General features: G+C 50.8%; 18 protein-coding genes and 3 tRNA genes. 9 read left to right on the top strand and 12 right to left on the bottom strand.

Translation table 11 applies throughout. The features are described from left to right. The first annotated feature begins 267 nt into the window (after positions 1–267). From NYE74_RS14790 to NYE74_RS14775, 4 genes are all read left to right on the top strand, one after another. Positions 268–1032, top strand: a complete 765-nt coding sequence (locus NYE74_RS14790) for a polysaccharide deacetylase family protein (protein WP_316561267.1) — start codon at positions 268–270, stop codon at positions 1030–1032. 37 nt (positions 1033–1069) lie between these two features. Then, positions 1070–1237, top strand: coding sequence for a hypothetical protein (locus NYE74_RS14785; protein ID WP_316561265.1), 168 nt, complete (start codon positions 1070–1072; stop codon positions 1235–1237). 254 nt (positions 1238–1491) lie between these two features. Beyond that, positions 1492–2385: an oxygen-dependent tRNA uridine(34) hydroxylase TrhO gene (gene trhO / locus NYE74_RS14780; RefSeq protein WP_316561264.1), complete on the top strand. Its 894-nt coding sequence runs from the start codon at positions 1492–1494 to the stop codon at positions 2383–2385. Between the two features lie 26 nt (positions 2386–2411). After that, positions 2412–3062, top strand: coding sequence for a helix-turn-helix transcriptional regulator (locus NYE74_RS14775; protein ID WP_316561263.1), 651 nt, complete (start codon positions 2412–2414; stop codon positions 3060–3062). Between the two features lie 186 nt (positions 3063–3248). Here the strand turns inward: NYE74_RS14775 and NYE74_RS14770 are convergent, their stop codons facing one another. Further along, positions 3249–3500 carry a DUF1450 domain-containing protein gene (locus tag NYE74_RS14770; RefSeq protein WP_036621471.1) on the bottom strand — a complete coding sequence of 84 codons (252 nt, stop codon included), beginning with the start codon at positions 3498–3500 and terminating at the stop codon, positions 3249–3251. 190 nt (positions 3501–3690) lie between these two features. Here NYE74_RS14770 and NYE74_RS14765 point away from each other — a divergent pair, with 190 nt between their 5' ends. Beyond that, on the top strand, positions 3691–4308 hold the full coding sequence (locus tag NYE74_RS14765) for a superoxide dismutase (RefSeq protein ID WP_036621469.1): 618 nt from the start codon (positions 3691–3693) through the stop codon (positions 4306–4308). 63 nt (positions 4309–4371) lie between these two features. On the opposite strand, the gene NYE74_RS14760 is transcribed toward NYE74_RS14765, so the two are convergent. Continuing rightward, positions 4372–5406, bottom strand: coding sequence for a substrate-binding domain-containing protein (locus NYE74_RS14760; RefSeq protein WP_316561262.1), 1035 nt, complete (start codon positions 5404–5406; stop codon positions 4372–4374). A 115-nt stretch (positions 5407–5521) separates the two neighbouring features. Between NYE74_RS14760 and manA the strand changes: the two genes are divergently transcribed. Further along, entirely contained in the window at positions 5522–6466 is a 945-nt protein-coding gene (gene manA, locus NYE74_RS14755) for a mannose-6-phosphate isomerase, class I (RefSeq protein ID WP_340928199.1), read from the top strand. A 76-nt stretch (positions 6467–6542) separates the two neighbouring features. On the opposite strand, the gene NYE74_RS14750 is transcribed toward manA, so the two are convergent. From NYE74_RS14750 to NYE74_RS14730, 5 genes are all read right to left on the bottom strand, one after another. After that, positions 6543–7061, bottom strand: coding sequence for a DinB family protein (locus tag NYE74_RS14750; protein ID WP_340928201.1), 519 nt, complete (start codon positions 7059–7061; stop codon positions 6543–6545). A gap of 29 nt (positions 7062–7090) precedes the next feature. Next, the gene (locus tag NYE74_RS14745) at positions 7091–7303 is read right to left on the bottom strand and encodes a DUF3006 domain-containing protein (RefSeq protein ID WP_036621462.1); all 213 of its coding nucleotides are present in this window, start codon (positions 7301–7303) and stop codon (positions 7091–7093) included. A 6-nt stretch (positions 7304–7309) separates the two neighbouring features. Then, positions 7310–8269, bottom strand: a complete 960-nt coding sequence (locus NYE74_RS14740; RefSeq protein ID WP_340928202.1) for a ComEC/Rec2 family competence protein — start codon at positions 8267–8269, stop codon at positions 7310–7312. Between the two features lie 178 nt (positions 8270–8447). Beyond that, positions 8448–10727 carry an Ig-like domain-containing protein gene (locus NYE74_RS14735; protein WP_340928203.1) on the bottom strand — a complete coding sequence of 760 codons (2280 nt, stop codon included), beginning with the start codon at positions 10725–10727 and terminating at the stop codon, positions 8448–8450. A gap of 309 nt (positions 10728–11036) precedes the next feature. Further along, positions 11037–11122: transfer RNA gene (locus NYE74_RS14730), tRNA-Leu, on the bottom strand. A gap of 178 nt (positions 11123–11300) precedes the next feature. On the opposite strand from NYE74_RS14730, the gene NYE74_RS14725 reads away from it, so the two are divergent. Next, positions 11301–11495, top strand: a complete 195-nt coding sequence (locus NYE74_RS14725; protein WP_036621460.1) for a hypothetical protein — start codon at positions 11301–11303, stop codon at positions 11493–11495. Between the two features lie 241 nt (positions 11496–11736). Continuing rightward, positions 11737–11895 carry an aspartyl-phosphate phosphatase Spo0E family protein gene (locus NYE74_RS14720; protein ID WP_036621459.1) on the top strand — a complete coding sequence of 53 codons (159 nt, stop codon included), beginning with the start codon at positions 11737–11739 and terminating at the stop codon, positions 11893–11895. Between the two features lie 120 nt (positions 11896–12015). On the opposite strand, the gene NYE74_RS14715 is transcribed toward NYE74_RS14720, so the two are convergent. After that, positions 12016–12471: a GNAT family N-acetyltransferase gene (locus tag NYE74_RS14715; protein ID WP_270618716.1), complete on the bottom strand. Its 456-nt coding sequence runs from the start codon at positions 12469–12471 to the stop codon at positions 12016–12018. Between the two features lie 196 nt (positions 12472–12667). Here NYE74_RS14715 and NYE74_RS14710 point away from each other — a divergent pair, with 196 nt between their 5' ends. After that, positions 12668–13051, top strand: a complete 384-nt coding sequence (locus tag NYE74_RS14710; RefSeq protein ID WP_328270185.1) for a DUF1259 domain-containing protein — start codon at positions 12668–12670, stop codon at positions 13049–13051. Between the two features lie 48 nt (positions 13052–13099). On the opposite strand, the gene NYE74_RS14705 is transcribed toward NYE74_RS14710, so the two are convergent. From NYE74_RS14705 to NYE74_RS14690, 4 genes are all read right to left on the bottom strand, one after another. Further along, positions 13100–13173 (bottom strand) — tRNA-Ile (locus NYE74_RS14705). A gap of 12 nt (positions 13174–13185) precedes the next feature. Then, positions 13186–13259 (bottom strand) — tRNA-Met (locus NYE74_RS14700). Between the two features lie 99 nt (positions 13260–13358). Continuing rightward, positions 13359–14795 (bottom strand): ABC transporter substrate-binding protein, encoded by a 1437-nt coding sequence (locus NYE74_RS14695; protein ID WP_340928204.1) that lies wholly within the window; start codon positions 14793–14795, stop codon positions 13359–13361. A 96-nt stretch (positions 14796–14891) separates the two neighbouring features. Beyond that, on the bottom strand, positions 14892–15056 hold the full coding sequence (locus NYE74_RS14690) for a hypothetical protein (RefSeq protein WP_170180026.1): 165 nt from the start codon (positions 15054–15056) through the stop codon (positions 14892–14894). Positions 15057–15152 lie beyond the last annotated feature (96 nt).

Raw genomic sequence — 15152 nt, 5'->3', positions numbered from 1 at the left:
CAGATATCCGTAATCGAGCAAGTCCCCAAAATTTCCCCTCCATAAAATGGACAACTGTTGCCCGGAAGGCGGCCTCATGCCGGGTTTAACCAGACGTCTGATCCTCCTTGTTGCGCATAATTCCGCCAAGTGCCGGGGCAAATTGCGAAATGGAGCATTTAAAGGATAAAACGGCTGTTTTTAGCCAAACTAAGCGAATAACGCACCGATGCAACAGTGTAACTCGCCGTGCATAACAAGTGACAACAATGGAGGAACAAAGTGCTGATGCTAAAAAACAAACTGGGCGCTGTCTTGGCTTTAGCCTTAACGACCTCTCTTTTATGCCCCTATACAGAGGCTTCCCCCCATGCTCTAGTCAAAGGAAGAAGCTATTATGAAGAGCGCGGGGATATCGTTTGGGAGGTTCCGACACACGAAAAATTTATCGCCTTTACTTTTGACGACGGACCGGACGATCGGCAAACTCTGGAAATTTTGGATATTTTGGATCAAAATCAGGCAAAGGCAACCTTTTTCGTGGTAGGGGAAAGGGTGAAACGTTTTCCTGAAATCGTGCAATTGGAGCTGGCGAAAGGACATGAAATCGGGAACCATTCTTTTCATCACCCATCCTTTCACAACATAACGACAAGCTCCATTATGTCCGAACTAAGCCAGACCCAGCAGGCGGTTTTTGAAGCAACCGGACAAAGACCTGTGCTGTTTCGTCCTCCGGGAGGGCATTATAATGAAAAAATCGTAGAAGCTACGAAAAATAACGGGCTGCAAATGATTCTCTGGTCATGGCACCAAGATACGTTGGACTGGACCTCGCCAGGCGTTTACAAAATCGTACGCAAAGTCGTTAACAATGCCCGCAATGGAGATATCATTCTGATGCATGATTATGTTCACAACAGCAAGCAAACGGCCCAAGCGCTCAAAATCATTTTGCCCGAGCTTAAAAGCCGGGGCTATTCTTTTGTGACGGTTTCCGAACTGCTTAGCCATAAAGTGACCCCCGATCACCACATTAAGGCCAACCACTGAGGGTTCAAAAGAATCCCTCAAGGAAAGGAGTTCGACCATGGATACTAAAACGGGACAAGGCCCCGGCGTCGATCCGATACCGGTGCCGAACCGCCACCCCGCCGCCGCAACCGAGAAACTCGAGGACCTCGTCGGCGCGATTATGAACGAAGGGACGGAAGCATCAGCCGGGGAAGACGGCCGGCAAAAAGAAAAGCGCAAATAGGTTAACGCAAGGACATACGGCAAAAGATTACCAAAAAAGGAGGTTCTCTTCGGGGAGAACCTCCTTTTTTGCTTGTTTACGCCGCAGCGATGCGATTTCGAGAACAACAGGCAAGGCCAGAATACACGAATTAACGGACAAGGATACAATATCCACTGGACCTGTATTAATATACTTACTATACTTTAATATTGACTAAGCTTATAAAATTCAACTACAATGCAGTAGAATCCAACATAGATAGGTGATTACTTATGGAACAACACGTTTACCGTGTTTTATTGTTTTATAAATTCGTGCGTATCGATAATCCCGAGCAATTTACCGCCGAGCATTTGCAGTATTGCAAGGATCTCGGAGTTAAAGGGCGTATCCTGATCGCCTCGGAAGGCATTAACGGTACCTTGTCCGGGACGATAGAACAAACCGAACGCTACATGCGGGATTTGCGGGCCAATCCGTTATTTTCGGATATCGTGTTCAAAATCGATGAAGCGGACGGCCATACGTTCAAAAAAATGTTCGTCCGCCACAAAAAAGAACTGGTCACGTTCCGTTACGGGAAGGAACTGGATCCGAACCGGATAAGCGGCAAACGGCTCTCGCCCGCCGAATTTTACGAGCAGCTGCAAAACGAGGATGTCATCGTCCTCGACGGACGCAACGACTATGAATACGACATCGGCCATTTCCGCGGAGCGATCCGCCCGGAGGTCGAATCTTTCCGCGAATTTCCGGAATGGATTCGGAACAACCTGAGCGGCTATAAGGACAAAAAGGTACTGACGTACTGCACGGGAGGCATCCGCTGCGAGAAGCTGACCGGCTTCCTGCTGAGCGAGGGCTTCAGCGACGTGGCCCAGCTCGAAGGCGGCATCGTCACCTACGGAAAAGATCCTCAGGTGCAAGGCCGCCTGTTCGACGGCAAATGTTACGTGTTCGACGAGCGGATCTCCGTACCGATCAACCGGACCGAGGAGGAAGTCGTCATCGGCCATTGCTATCATTGCGGAACCTCGCACGACCGTTACATCAATTGCCCGGTCTGCAACCTGCAGCACATTTGCTGCGAGGAATGCGAGGCGGAGCACCACGGCTTCTGTTCCGACGCCTGCAAGGAATCGTCCGTGACCGTGAAACACGGCTGACCATTTACCCGAAAGGGAGTGTCTTTGTGAACCAGATCAAGGAGCTTACCACCCGCGAACGGATTCTCCACATGATGAAAACGTCCGGACCGCTCAGCGCCAAAGAAATCACAAGCGAGCTGAAAATAACCGAAATGGCGGTACGCCGCCATCTCGGGACGATGGAGCGGGACGGATTGATCGAATCCAAAATGATCCGGCAAACGCTGGGCCGCCCGACGGCGGTTTACGGCTTGACCGAAATGGCCGAGGGGCTTTTCCCGAAAAAATATCATACGCTCACGCTCGACTTGCTGGAAGAACTTGAGGAGGAAAGCGGCGGGCGCATGGTAGACCGGCTGTTCGAGCGCCGCCGGGACAAATTAAACCGGAAGTACCTGGCCGAGATGGACGGTAAAACGCTTCCGGAAAAGGTGCAAAAGCTGTCGGAAATTCAAAACGACAACGGCTACATGACGGAGCTCGAACGCAACGAAAGCGGCGAATTCGTGCTGATGGAGCATAATTGCCCGATTACGCAAATCGCTTCCCGGTACAACCATGCCTGCGATTGCGAACTGAATCTGTTTGAATCGCTGCTGGACGCCGAAGTCAAGCGTACGGAATGCCTGGCCCAAAACGGCAAAAAATGCGTTTATGTCATTCGTGAGCGGAAGAAGGGTACATCCGGGGAATAACCTTACGGATTGCTCAGCAGCTCCTTCTGCCCGGCATAAGTCCTCCGTTCACTCTCGGGGAATGAGGCTGTCATGATGGCGTAAACCTGATTAAACTGTTGTTCAATCATATTCAAAATCCCCCAATCTTTTTCAGGGCGGGTAAACCCGCGCGTGAAGAAAAAGGCAGCCGTCCGGCTGCCTTTTCTATATATCATAAGCTTTTAATTCATCTTCGATCGCCTGCTTGACCGATTGGACGCACTCTTCCGTCGTTTTGCCGATCACCCTTTTTCCGTTGACCAGGGCATAAGGTCTGAGCCGGCATAATCCGCACAAGCTGAGACATTCCGCCCGCATAACGGCAATCTCGGGATACTCCTGCTCCAGATTTTCCAGATCGAGCGCGCTCATTAGGTTGCTGTCGCAAACTTCGACGATGACGATGCCAAGTCCCATACAGGATCACCCCAAACTTTGCAAATATTGCCCGATCATTCATTATGATCAAAGCGGCTGGGTTTGTCAATGTCAGCAATAGATTTAACATACTTAACATACATTTATGTTGACTAAGTCGAAATAGAGATTTATAATAAGGTTTGTCGGAATGAAACTACATATTATAAGGAGAAAGGAAGGATTTAGCATGGCACATCAATTACCTGCTTTGCCTTACCCCAACAACGCACTGGAACCTCATATCGATGAAACAACGATGATGATTCACCACGATCGTCACCATAATACGTACGTTACGAACCTGAACGCCGCTCTGGAGTCCGCTCCGGAACTGCAATCCAAATCCGTGGAAGAGCTGATTTCCGCTTTGGACAGCGTTCCCGAAAGCATCCGCACCGCAGTTCGCAACAACGGCGGCGGTCATGCCAACCACTCTTTATTCTGGGAAACGATCGGCCCGAACGGCGGCGGCCAACCGTCCGGCAAACTGGCTGAAGCGATCAACAACGAGCTTGGCGGGTTCGACAAATTCAAAGAGGATTTCACCAAAGCGGCTACGACGCGTTTCGGCAGCGGCTGGGCATTCCTCGCGGTAGACGGCAGCGGCAAATTGTCCGTTTACAGCCTGCCGAACCAAGACTCCCCGCTGATGGAAGGCAAAACGCCGATCCTCGGCCTTGACGTATGGGAGCATGCTTACTACCTGAAATATCAAAACAAACGTCCTGACTACATCGCCGCTTTCTTTAACGTCATCAACTGGTCTGCCGTTGAGAAACGTTACGAAGCTGCTGTCGGCAAATAAGAACCGCGCGGGGTATTGAAATCTCTGCGGCAAATCGGAAGGGGTGTCCTAAGAGCCTTTGGCTTACGGGACACCCCTTCTTGCTTTAACCGAATCGCGGACGACCAGCGCCGGCTTCACCTGCCAGCGAACCGCCTCCCTGCTTGTTCCGAACTCCGAGAGCAGCAGCGAAACCGCCGCATCGCACATTTTTTCCTTCTCCACCCGCATCGTCGTCATCCTTAAACTAACCGGGCCGGCGTAATTCAAGTCGTCAAAGCCGGCGATGGACACCTGATCCGGCAGCTTGATCCGCCGCTTCTGAAGTTCCCCGGCAAGAAGATAGGCAATCCGGTCGTTGCCGCAAAAAAAAGCCGACGGCCATGATGCCATATCGTCCAAAAACGCGGAGATCTCCCGGTCCGTGGAGTCATAACCCGCAGATCCGGTTAACGTATGCTCGGGGCGAACGGTCAAACCGTGATCCTGCATCGCCTTCCAATAACCGTATCCCCGTTCCTCATGGCTGGAAGAGAGGTTCATCGGCGCGATCAGCCCGATCTCCCGATGGCCGGAGGCGATCAAATGGGAAACCGCCGCGTACGCCCCTTCCACATTCGCCGACGTCACGGCGGGACACGGTAAATCGCGGTAATACGAATCCATCAGCACCAGAGGAATGTCCATCTCCCAAATCAACCGGGCGTATTCCCGGCCGATGATCCCGAACAAAATGACGCCGCAGTGCGGAATGTCCGCAAATTGCCCCGGCAGCGCCCGCCGCGATTCCATCTCCCCGTCTATGGGGGTTATGATGGCATTAAGGCCTTTTTTGCGCGCGCTTTTCTCCAGGCCCCAAATCATATCGTGAAAAAATTGAAAATGGTCGTTATCCTGATAACTCATGATCCGCTCCGGAACAACGACCAAAATGTTGGCGTTTCCCGCTTCCTTCGCTGCAAATGGGCCGTATGCCATCTCCCTGGCCGCCTGCAGCACCCGGCTCCGCATATCCTCACTGACGCCCTTTTTGTTCATTAGGGCGAGCGATACCGCATTTTTCGAGATTCCCAGCTTGTCGGCGATATCCTGCATCGACACTTTCTTTTTGCGGCCCATTCTTTTCATTCCTTTCGAAACATGATACACTTGACTCGCATATTACTTTACAAAATATAATTTTGTCAAGTTTGTCAAGCCTAATAAGTGAATTACACAAAAGGAGAAAGATAAGATGAGTGAACCGATCTTTTTGCAGCCGATTTTTCAAGAACGCATTTGGGGCGGAACGAAGCTCCGGGAATTGTTCGGCTATGAGATTCCGAACGATCTCACCGGTGAATGCTGGGCGGTTTCGGCGCATCCGAACGGACAAAGCACGGTCAAAAACGGTCCTTATCAGGGAATGAAGCTGGGGGATTTATGGTCGGCCCATCCCGAGCTGTTCCGCTCGGAATCCGCCGTGTTCCCGCTGCTGACGAAGATTCTCGACGCCTCCGACGACCTGTCGGTGCAGGTTCATCCGGATGACGAATATGCCGGCAAACACGAAAACGGCGAGCTCGGCAAAACGGAGTGCTGGTACATTGTCGACGCCGAGCCGGGCGCGGCGATTATTTACGGCCATGAAGCCAAAACGAAGGAACAGCTTGCGGAGATGATCGACAGCGGCGATTGGGACAGGCTGCTGACGAAGGTGCCGGTCAAAGCGGGCGACTTCTTTTACGTGCCAAGCGGTACGATCCACGCCCTGGGCAAAGGCATCGTCGTGCTGGAGACGCAGCAAAGCTCGGACACGACTTATCGCGTATACGATTACGATCGCAAGGACAAAAACGGCAACACCCGGGAACTTCACCTGGAAAAAGCCGTCGACGTGACGACCGTGCCCCAAGCTTATCAGCCGACCACATACGACACCACTAAACAGGAAGGACTTACGGTAACCTCCTTCGTTTCCAACGCGTTTTTCACGGTGCAAAAATGGGAGGTGGCCGGCGACGCTTCCCTCTCAGGGAACGAGAAATATACGATCTTCAGCGTGCTTGAAGGCAGCGGCTCGCTCACGGCAGGCGATCAAACCTATCGCTTGGCGAAAGGAGAGCATTTTATCCTTCCGGCCGGATTTGGTCCGTACCGTTTAGGCGGAGAACTGCAACTCATCATGTCACACGAATAATCCGCACATACACAAAAGGGACAGTGCTTATTCCAGATAGGAAGGCTCCGTCCCTTTTTGATTTTCGCTGAAACCGTTACTTTTGCAAATAACGTTCCCGGATCATGTTTAGATGATGTTGGGCATGGCCGGCAATCACGTACGCCAGCGCCCTCGCCGATATCGTTACCCCGCTGGCGTTGCCTTGGCGCAGCCAAGCTTCGTCATCCAGTTGGCGGATTAGCGACAGCGTGGATTCGCGTACGACGGAAAAATCATGCAGCAACGCGGAAACGGTCTGCCGGCCAAAAGTCGAATGGCTAACGAACAGTTCCTCGTCAAATCCCGGAAGCGGCGTCGTATCACCGCGCGATATCCTAAGCAGCCGGTAGCTCATCACCCGTTCCGTATCGCTGATATGGCCCAGCACTTCCTTCAGGCTCCATTTGCCTTCCGCGTAACGGTAATTCCCCTGTTCTTCGGTTAAGGAACCCCATTCTTCCTTAGCGAGCGCGGGCTGCGTCTGAAGCAGCTCCAGCAGATCGCCTTCCGGCACCTTACCGATATATACGGCAAAATGCTCCGCGTATTCCCCCGCTTGCGGTCTCGTTAACATCATCATTCCTCCTCGCTTTTTCGTTTCATTTAATCTTCCCACAGCTCATCCATCAGCGACTTGATTTCTTTGCTGCGGGAGGCGGTTTGCTCCCGGTTCGCCACCCATTTCCCGCCGCTCCATTCCACGACATCCCCCGGTTTGACGCCGGGATCGACAAGCTTGCGCGGAACGTCCCGGGTCACTCCGTCACTTTCAATAATACAAAATTCTCCTTCAAAACGGTCCACAACATGCAGCATGCTTGCTCACCTTTCCGTGAGGATTTGTAGCTCCCGCCCGTCGGAATCGATCTCCACGGTCCCCTGAAGATCGTTGCGGTACACTTGAATCCGCTGTTTGGCCAGCCGGTCAAGCACCGTTTTGGTCGGGTGCCCGTATGAATTGTCTCCCACCTGAATCACCGCGTATTCCGGCCGAACCTGATCGAGAAAACGCGGCGAGGTGGACGATTTGGAGCCATGGTGCCCCACCAGCAAAACATCGGCGCGAAGGTCGGCCCCCGACTCGATCATCGCTTCCTCGCTTTCCCGCTCCGCATCTCCCGTCAGCAAAAAAGAAGTATCGCCGTAGGTCACCTTTACAACCGCGCTCATATTGTTTTTGTCATCCGTCGTCGCAACGGGTGCGATCATGTCTACGCTGACTTGTTCATCCCAATCCAGCGAAAGCCCGGCCTTGGCGGTTTTCACTTTAAGCCCTTTCCCGCGGATCGCCCGCAGCAAAGATTCAAAGGTTTTCGTGTTGGAGGAAATTTTCGGCATATAGATCTGGCCGACGTCAACATTCTCGATAACGCGGTCCAAACCGCCGATATGATCCGCGTCCGGATGGGTGCCGATGACGATATCCAGCCGGGTGACGCCGTATTCCCGCAAATAATCGAGCATGTGCTGCTCCTCGCTGTTATTTCCGGCATCGATCAACATCGTTTCGCCGGACGGGCTAATCAGCAGCTGCGAAGCCCCTTGCCCCACATCCAGAAAAATAACCCGCAGCGAATGGCCGGAATCACCGTCAGCGGTAGAATGAAGCGCCTTCTTGTTCGGCTGTCCCGCCGTTCCGGCCAGCTCAAATCCGTTTAACGCACAGCCGGAAAGCAAAGCGCAAATCACGCCGAGGCATATCAAAGCGCTAAATGCCCTGACCATTTCGCCGCCAAAGAAGCTTTTCTTACGTTGCGTTAATAATCTTTTAAGTCTGATCATCGATGTCGTCCTTTTCTCTTCAGCCTAGAAGCAGTATGTAAAGTTCATCAGAACATTTGTTCCAATTATACGTTATTGCGCAACCCGAAATCAATCTAAAAATGAATAATTTTAATAAAAAAGAGACCGCCCTGCATCAGCCATGCAAGGCGGTCTCTCGCTATTGCACTAATCCAAATTATTTCTTGGCTTTCTCGACTTTAACGGATACGGAAACCGTTGCCGTTTTGCCGCCATACTTTGCTTTGATCGAAGAGCTGCCTTTGGCCACGGCTTCGATCTTCCCGGCCGTCACTTTGGCGACGGAAGGCTTGGAGCTGGTCCAGGTTGCGCTTGAGGTGACTACAACCGTTTCACCCGTATCGTATTCCGCGGTGACAACAACCGATTTCACCGCTCCCGGGGACAATGCCAGCCGCTTCTCGTCCACGTAAAGCTTCTTCAGCTTCGGTACGACGTTAACTTTAACGCTGACATCATTACCTTGGTAAGAGGCGGTCAACGTTGCCGTACCGACAGCGGCCGCTTTTACCGAACTGCTGGGGATCGTGGCCACTTTTTCGTCCGAAGATTTCCAGTCCATTTTGCTCGTCAGGTTGATCTTCTTGCCGTCCGTATAATAGCCCGTTACTTTAATCGATTTCGATTTTTTCAAGTTCAATTCGATCGATTGCGGCTCAACCACGATTTTGGAAATCTTCTTCTCGATCGTTACCGGAATACTGATCGTTTTGTTGGAATAAGTTCCTTTTAACGTAGCCGTTCCTTTCGTCAAGCCTTTGATTTTCTTTCCGCTGCCCGCCGTTTTGAGCACCGCGTTTGTCCCCGTCACGCTCCAGTCGATTTCGGACGGATCGACCACTTCTTCCCCGTTCTCAAAAACGGCCGTTATCTTCGGCAGGCTTGATTCCTCGCCCATCACAATGCTCATCTTCTCTTCTTCCGAAATCAGCGTGAGCACTTTTTCCTTCACTGTAACCTTGACGGCGACTACGCTATCCTGCGTTCCCCGGATTGGGAATGCCGCGTTCGGAGTTAAGCCCGATCCGATATCCTCGAGTTTGCCCGTAATCGTAGCCGTTGTGGACAGCTTCAAATCATTGCTGTCTTTGGCGACGATCTTACCGTCTTCAATGGTTACGACTTCTTCATTGTCGGAAGACCAGACGATTTTATTGTTGAAATTCACTTTGTCACCATCGACCTTCGTCGCCTTCACGTCTGGCAAGCTCGCGGATTCTCCCCGCAGCAGCTCCATTTCGGTCTTCTCGGCTTCCAACTTGGTGATGGTCGGATGAACCGTTACCGTCAAGCTTTTGCTGATGCCTTGATATTTTGCTTTAATCGTGGCCGTACCGGCCGACTTGGCCGTAACCCGACCATTGTCGTCCACGGTGGCGATCAATTTATTGGATGATCTCCACTCAGCTGAACTGCCGACGTCCGTCGTTTCGTTGGCCGCTACCCTTACTCCAGCGCTTATCTGCAGCGTTTCGCCGACAAACAGCAGCGGATCGGACGAAGGGGTGAGCAAGATCGCTTCATACGGCGCCCGCACATAAATGTCTACGCTGACCGTTTTTCCCATGTAGCTTGCCGTAATTGTCGTTTTGCCCATAGAAATGATCTCGACGGTGCCATCGTCAACGGTGGCCACGCTCGTGTCCGAGGAGGTCCAGGTCGCTTTCTTCGATACATCAGTAGCAGACTTATCGCTGGCCGGCACCGTTTTCGCCAACAACTCGATTTTGCTGTCGGCAAGAATCAATTCCAGATCTTCGTTTTCCCCGATTTCGGTTCCACCCGCAGCCCGATACAGCTTCAGGCCGGCATAAGGGGAACTTACCGTCGCTTCGAAGGAAGCGGTCATGCCGGAATACTGCGCCTTGATCGTCGCTTTCCCTTCGCCAACGATCTTAATAACGCCTTTCTCGATGGTTAGCACGCTCGAATTGGAGGAACTCCAATCCGCATCTTCGGTCACATCCTTCGGATCGACGGCACTGTTGCCGTTAAGCGCCAGCGCTTTAACCTTGAGATCGTCCCCGTCGCTGTCCAGGCTGTATTTCCCACCCTGTTTATATTCCAGCGATAATTTCGAATATGTATCTACCGCTTTAATCGTAATCATCGAAACGGAGCCCTGATAGCTGGCTTGAATGATCGATGTCCCGCTCTTGAACGGAGTTACCATCCCATTGTTCAAGCTCAGGATATTTTCCGAAGATGTCCAGGTGACCACTCCGGTTACATCTTTTTTGGTCGTCGAGCCCTCGATCGAAGCCCATACCTTCAGCTGCTTGGAACTTCCAACTTTGAGCTCGATCGTCGTATTCTCCCCGTCAATGGAGATTGCGCTGACATCGCCGGTGGCTGCAAAAACTCCGGTCGGAAACACCACGGCAAGGAGCAGCGCCAAAACGAGGAACCACTTCGTCATCTTCCTTTTAACAACCATGCATTTCTCTCCTTTTAGTCTTGTTCTGCGGATAAAGGAACCATTTTCCAGGCCTATGTATTTATATCGACATTTGGTAGATATTTCGTAACGTTTTTCAGCAAAAATAAGCCCTTTGACCTATTAAAAAAATGAGTGTTTTACCCAATACGACAAAATTCGACGATCATACGAATAAGAACGGCCTTCTCATATGAAAAAACAGCCCCTCCTCCACGAAAAATGAACTGCTTTTTACGCGCCAAGCCAACAAAAAAACGCACGGTATCCGCACTGCCTGCGAAAGTCCTGCGTTTCTTTATGCAACCATGCCGAGGACGGGAATCGAACCCGTACGGGTGTCACCACCCCCAGGATTTTAAGTCCTGTGCGTCTGCCTATTCCGCCACCCCGGCGAATATGTCGACGTGTCAGCTCACGTCATCCTGAAAAACCCGCATGTCAAATTATAAACAGATTTCGGAATAAATTCAACATGTTGCGCCTTTCGGCCGATAAAACAATTATAAGAAGATTTATGGCAAGTTAAATTTGATAGATTTCCAGCCATCATCACAAGAGGAAGGTGTATGTATGCATGAACTGAAAATCGCCGTCACGCTGGGTCACCAGGTCGTCGTAAAACTAGAAAGCGGACAAATAATGACCGGTTTGCCGAAATGGGGATCGGCTCCCGACAGGGTTCAACTCCGCACCATCGAAGGGGCCGTCTGGGTCAAGCTGAACGAAATTTCGCACGTTACCCGGATTATTCCGTTTGAAAGATAATCTCGTTTCGTCAACTCCAGCCCACCCTGCAATATATTTTTTAACTAATATTTTATTGGCTTTCGACATTTTTTTGCAAATGTTTCTCTTCTTCAAGGGAGGATTTACAAATTCAGACATAGAATGTATTACTACCACTTTAGCCTGGTGCGGAACAGATATAAAGTGGGATTCCGCATGACGGTCGCCAGTGCACAGCGGACGTATTACATAGATATTTAAATACTAGGAGTTGTTCGCTTTGGAGCTGATTCTAAAAATTGAAGAACTCCGGTTGGAATTAAACAAGCTTGCTGCGTGCAAACGTCTGGCCGACCGGGAGCTCGTTTTGGTAAGTCAACGACTGGACGAGCTGTTGAACGAATATCATCGTTTGATCTTAGAACAGCAAAGCAAATGATTCAGGGGGAGTCGCTTTGGCGGCTCCCTTTATTTTTCTTTTTTTCATAAAAACGCAAAAAAACACCGCCTAGCCTACAGACGGCCGAAGCGATGTTGTTAGTCTCGTATCAATGGTACATTACAGTTCTTTGGTCATAAAAACGCTGTTCGGATCCTCTTTGTAATCCGCAAACGGACTGCAGTATTCAAACCCGAAGCTTTCATACAAGTTTCTGGCCGGCTTAAAAGCGTCCATCGAGCCCGTCTCCAGGCTTAACCGCCGGTACCCTCTCCGTCTGGCCTCTTCCACGATATGGGCCAGCAAGGCCCTGGCCACGCCTTTGCGCCGATGGGATGAGGCCGTCCGCATCGATTTTATTTCGCCATGCTCCCGGTCAAGCTCCTTCAACGCGCCACAGCCCGCTAATATCCCTTGCTCCCATGCGCTCCAGAACGTAATTTCCGGCTTTTTCAGGCCCTCCAGATCAAGAGCGTGAATGCTTTCCGGAGGCGAGGTTTCCGCCATGTTCACCAGGTGCTCCCCGATCAACGCCCTAATTTCCGGACCGTTTAAATCGTCCAATTGAATCTCCAATGATTTCATCTCTCCCACCCATTTACGATAGATTAGTTTTATAGGATATATACTAGCATTAGAGCGCCCATTCAAGTCAATTGCCGAGTTTTAGACCTGTGCTCTTTTCTCGCCTTTTCAAAATTGGATGGCTACCTGTTTCTCCCCTTCGCGAAGATTCATATTTTTAAGGTATCACGAAAGGGGATGGTATCATTTGAAAATTTCCAAAGCATTGTGCGATCGTCTCGCGAAAATCCTGGGCGGAACCGGGATGTCCGACGGTAAAAGCTGCTCCATTATGGTCCAAAGAAACCTTCATGCCAAAATCCTCGGAAGAAACTACGAAACCGAACATGAAATCACCATTCAATCGCTTAAAAATGGAACGACTTTGAACACGGGGGAAATCACCCTTTTGCAGTCCGAAGTCCAACGATTCGTCAATGCGGCCCGTAAACGCAATTTTAAAGTCACCGCCATACACAACCACTGGTTGTTTGAAAAGCCAAGATTGATCTATCTTCACCTTGAAACCATCGAAAATCCTATCGTTTTCGCCAAAAAATTAAGATCCGCCCTGAACGTTCTGAAAAAATAAGGCTAAAAAAAGCAAAAACCCCTTGCCTGGCAAGGGGTTTCACATTTATGGGCCCTACAGGACTCGAACCTGTGACCAATCGGTTATGAGCCGACCGCTCTAACCAACTGAGCTAAGGGCCCGAACCACATCAATTGCGGGGGCAGGATTTGAACCTGCGGCCTTCGGGTTATGAGCCCGACGAGCTACCGGGCTGCTCCACCCCGCGTCATTAAAATAGCGACTTAATTAATATACAATATAAGTCATGCGAATGTCAAGGGGGGATGGGAGGAAAAAACCGCCCATCATCCCCTTATTTCCACATTCAATCTCCGCCCTGGGGCTCTTTCTTAAATTTGGCCAGTATTTCATTTCCCGCCTGTTCCCATTCCGCCAGCGCTTCTTTTGGCGTCGTTTGGCTGTCCGCGACTTTCTCGAAAAAAGTCTCGCCCGACATCTCCACTTCCCAAAACAGCTTCGAAAGCTCGAGGCTAGACAGCAGGGGCTCATCCGAAACGGACGGGGGAACCGGCTTCCGAGCGGAAAAGGCCTCAATATGATAGTCCAGTCCGCCTTGGGGACGGATATATTTCTTCCGGGCGACGAGTTCGGAGCCGCTATGCGATCTGATCTTGGCGTAATCATCGCCGTTTAGAAATTTGACAAATTCCCAGGCGTCCTCTACATTTGGAGCGGCGTTGTTAATCGCCGTAAGATTGTTTAACTTGATGCCGCCGGTTTCCGGCGCCTCCGGATGCATTGGAAAGGCCGCTACGTCCCAGTCTATAGAAGAACCGTTATTCTTCTTGGCATATTCAATCGCGTCGTTCAATTGGCCCACATAACTGTAATCGGCCACCAGCATGGCCGTATCGCCCGAGATAAAGAGGTCTGTATCATATGTAGGCGTCTGTTCAATATACTGACCTTTGTAACCTCCAAATAACACCTTATCGGCCACCAGCCCACTGATGGTGGTCAAGACCTTTTCCCATTGCGGCGAATTAACGGCCATCTTCCCTGTCTGCTCATCAACGAGCTTGAGTTGAAGCGGGGCGACGTAATCCGAAACCATATAATTAAACGGCCCTAGGCCGTCGCGCCATTGCGTAAAGGATAAGCCGTAAATCCGATCCTGCCCCTCACCTCTAGCCGCGCGGCGGGCAAGGTTAAACACCTCATCCCAAGTCATATTGTCGGTCGGCGGTTCCACCCCGGCTTCCTGAAAAATTTTCTTATTATAAAACAGCGCCGAAGCCGTAAACGTCGGACTTAATCCGTAAATGTGCTGGTCTCCAATAGCCTTGGCTCCTTCCAACACAGCGGGAACGATGCCGGAGGTATCGAATTTATCCTTTTGAATGAGCGGATCCAGCGGTTTAACCAGGTTTTCCCGCACCAATCTCGTCAGAACCTCGTCGCTTACGATGACCACATCGACCGGGTTGTCGCCGGTCATGATTTTTTTCAGATTTTTCATAATATCTTGGTCTTCTTCCTGCTTCGCATTTCTTCCATAGGAACCTCCATAAATGGCCGGAACAAGTTCTATGGTAAGGCTGGGATGGGTCACCTCAAAGGCATCCACATATGCTTGCCGGAAATTTGCTTCATTCCCGCTTCCGTACACCATCCCGATTCGCAACACCCTCTCTTCATCGTAGGCGGGCCTGGCCGAAGTGCAGCCCACGGAAAGAGATGCGATCAGACTTAACATGGCTATAACAGCCCATAACCTTTTTCCCCAAAAACTGCTATTCAATTGCAAATTCCTCTCCCTTATCATCAGCTTTGTCTGGCAAAAATCCGCTCCTATTCACTATAACGCGCGCTAGGGCCACTTTTGTGACAGGTGTAATCAGGGGATAAAACGGACGCCGTATTTTCCTTTCCGAGAGCGGAAAATTTCAATTTCGCGCATGTCGTCGAAGCCGTAAATCCAGCCGTCCTGCTCGAGCCTGCGGGCCAGGCAACCGGCTTGAAACTTCGTTCTGTACAACTTATTGAAGTATACCCAACGCATGGCTTGTCAGTTCATCCTTTCGTTATTTCATAAAACTTCTCCCTGCCTTTAGATTGCCCAGGAGCGGCCAAAAAAAGCCGCCGGGATCGTTCCCGG

Origin of the sequence: Paenibacillus sp. FSL P4-0127 (assembly GCF_038007325.1) — a bacterium.
GTDB classification, from domain to species: domain Bacteria; phylum Bacillota; class Bacilli; order Paenibacillales; family Paenibacillaceae; genus Fontibacillus; species Fontibacillus macerans.
This window is presented reverse-complemented; position numbering and strand designations above follow the sequence as displayed.

Bases quoted from the DNA above. Each gene is read 5' to 3' on its own strand.
- NYE74_RS14790 (WP_316561267.1), top strand. From the start codon at position 268: ATGCTAAAAAACAAACTGGGCGCTGTCTTGGCTTTAGCCTTAACGACC.
- NYE74_RS14785 (WP_316561265.1), top strand. From the start codon at position 1,070: ATGGATACTAAAACGGGACAAGGCCCCGGCGTCGATCCGATACCGGTG.
- trhO (WP_316561264.1), top strand. From the start codon at position 1,492: ATGGAACAACACGTTTACCGTGTTTTATTGTTTTATAAATTCGTGCGT.
- NYE74_RS14770 (WP_036621471.1), bottom strand. From the start codon at position 3,500: ATGGGACTTGGCATCGTCATCGTCGAAGTTTGCGACAGCAACCTAATG.
- NYE74_RS14765 (WP_036621469.1), top strand. From the start codon at position 3,691: ATGGCACATCAATTACCTGCTTTGCCTTACCCCAACAACGCACTGGAA.
- NYE74_RS14760 (WP_316561262.1), bottom strand. From the start codon at position 5,406: ATGGGCCGCAAAAAGAAAGTGTCGATGCAGGATATCGCCGACAAGCTG.
- manA (WP_340928199.1), top strand. From the start codon at position 5,522: ATGAGTGAACCGATCTTTTTGCAGCCGATTTTTCAAGAACGCATTTGG.
- NYE74_RS14750 (WP_340928201.1), bottom strand. From the start codon at position 7,061: ATGTTAACGAGACCGCAAGCGGGGGAATACGCGGAGCATTTTGCCGTA.
- NYE74_RS14745 (WP_036621462.1), bottom strand. From the start codon at position 7,303: ATGCTGCATGTTGTGGACCGTTTTGAAGGAGAATTTTGTATTATTGAA.
- NYE74_RS14740 (WP_340928202.1), bottom strand. From the start codon at position 8,269: ATGATCAGACTTAAAAGATTATTAACGCAACGTAAGAAAAGCTTCTTT.
- NYE74_RS14735 (WP_340928203.1), bottom strand. From the start codon at position 10,727: ATGGTTGTTAAAAGGAAGATGACGAAGTGGTTCCTCGTTTTGGCGCTG.
- NYE74_RS14725 (WP_036621460.1), top strand. From the start codon at position 11,301: ATGCATGAACTGAAAATCGCCGTCACGCTGGGTCACCAGGTCGTCGTA.
- NYE74_RS14690 (WP_170180026.1), bottom strand. From the start codon at position 15,056: ATGCGTTGGGTATACTTCAATAAGTTGTACAGAACGAAGTTTCAAGCC.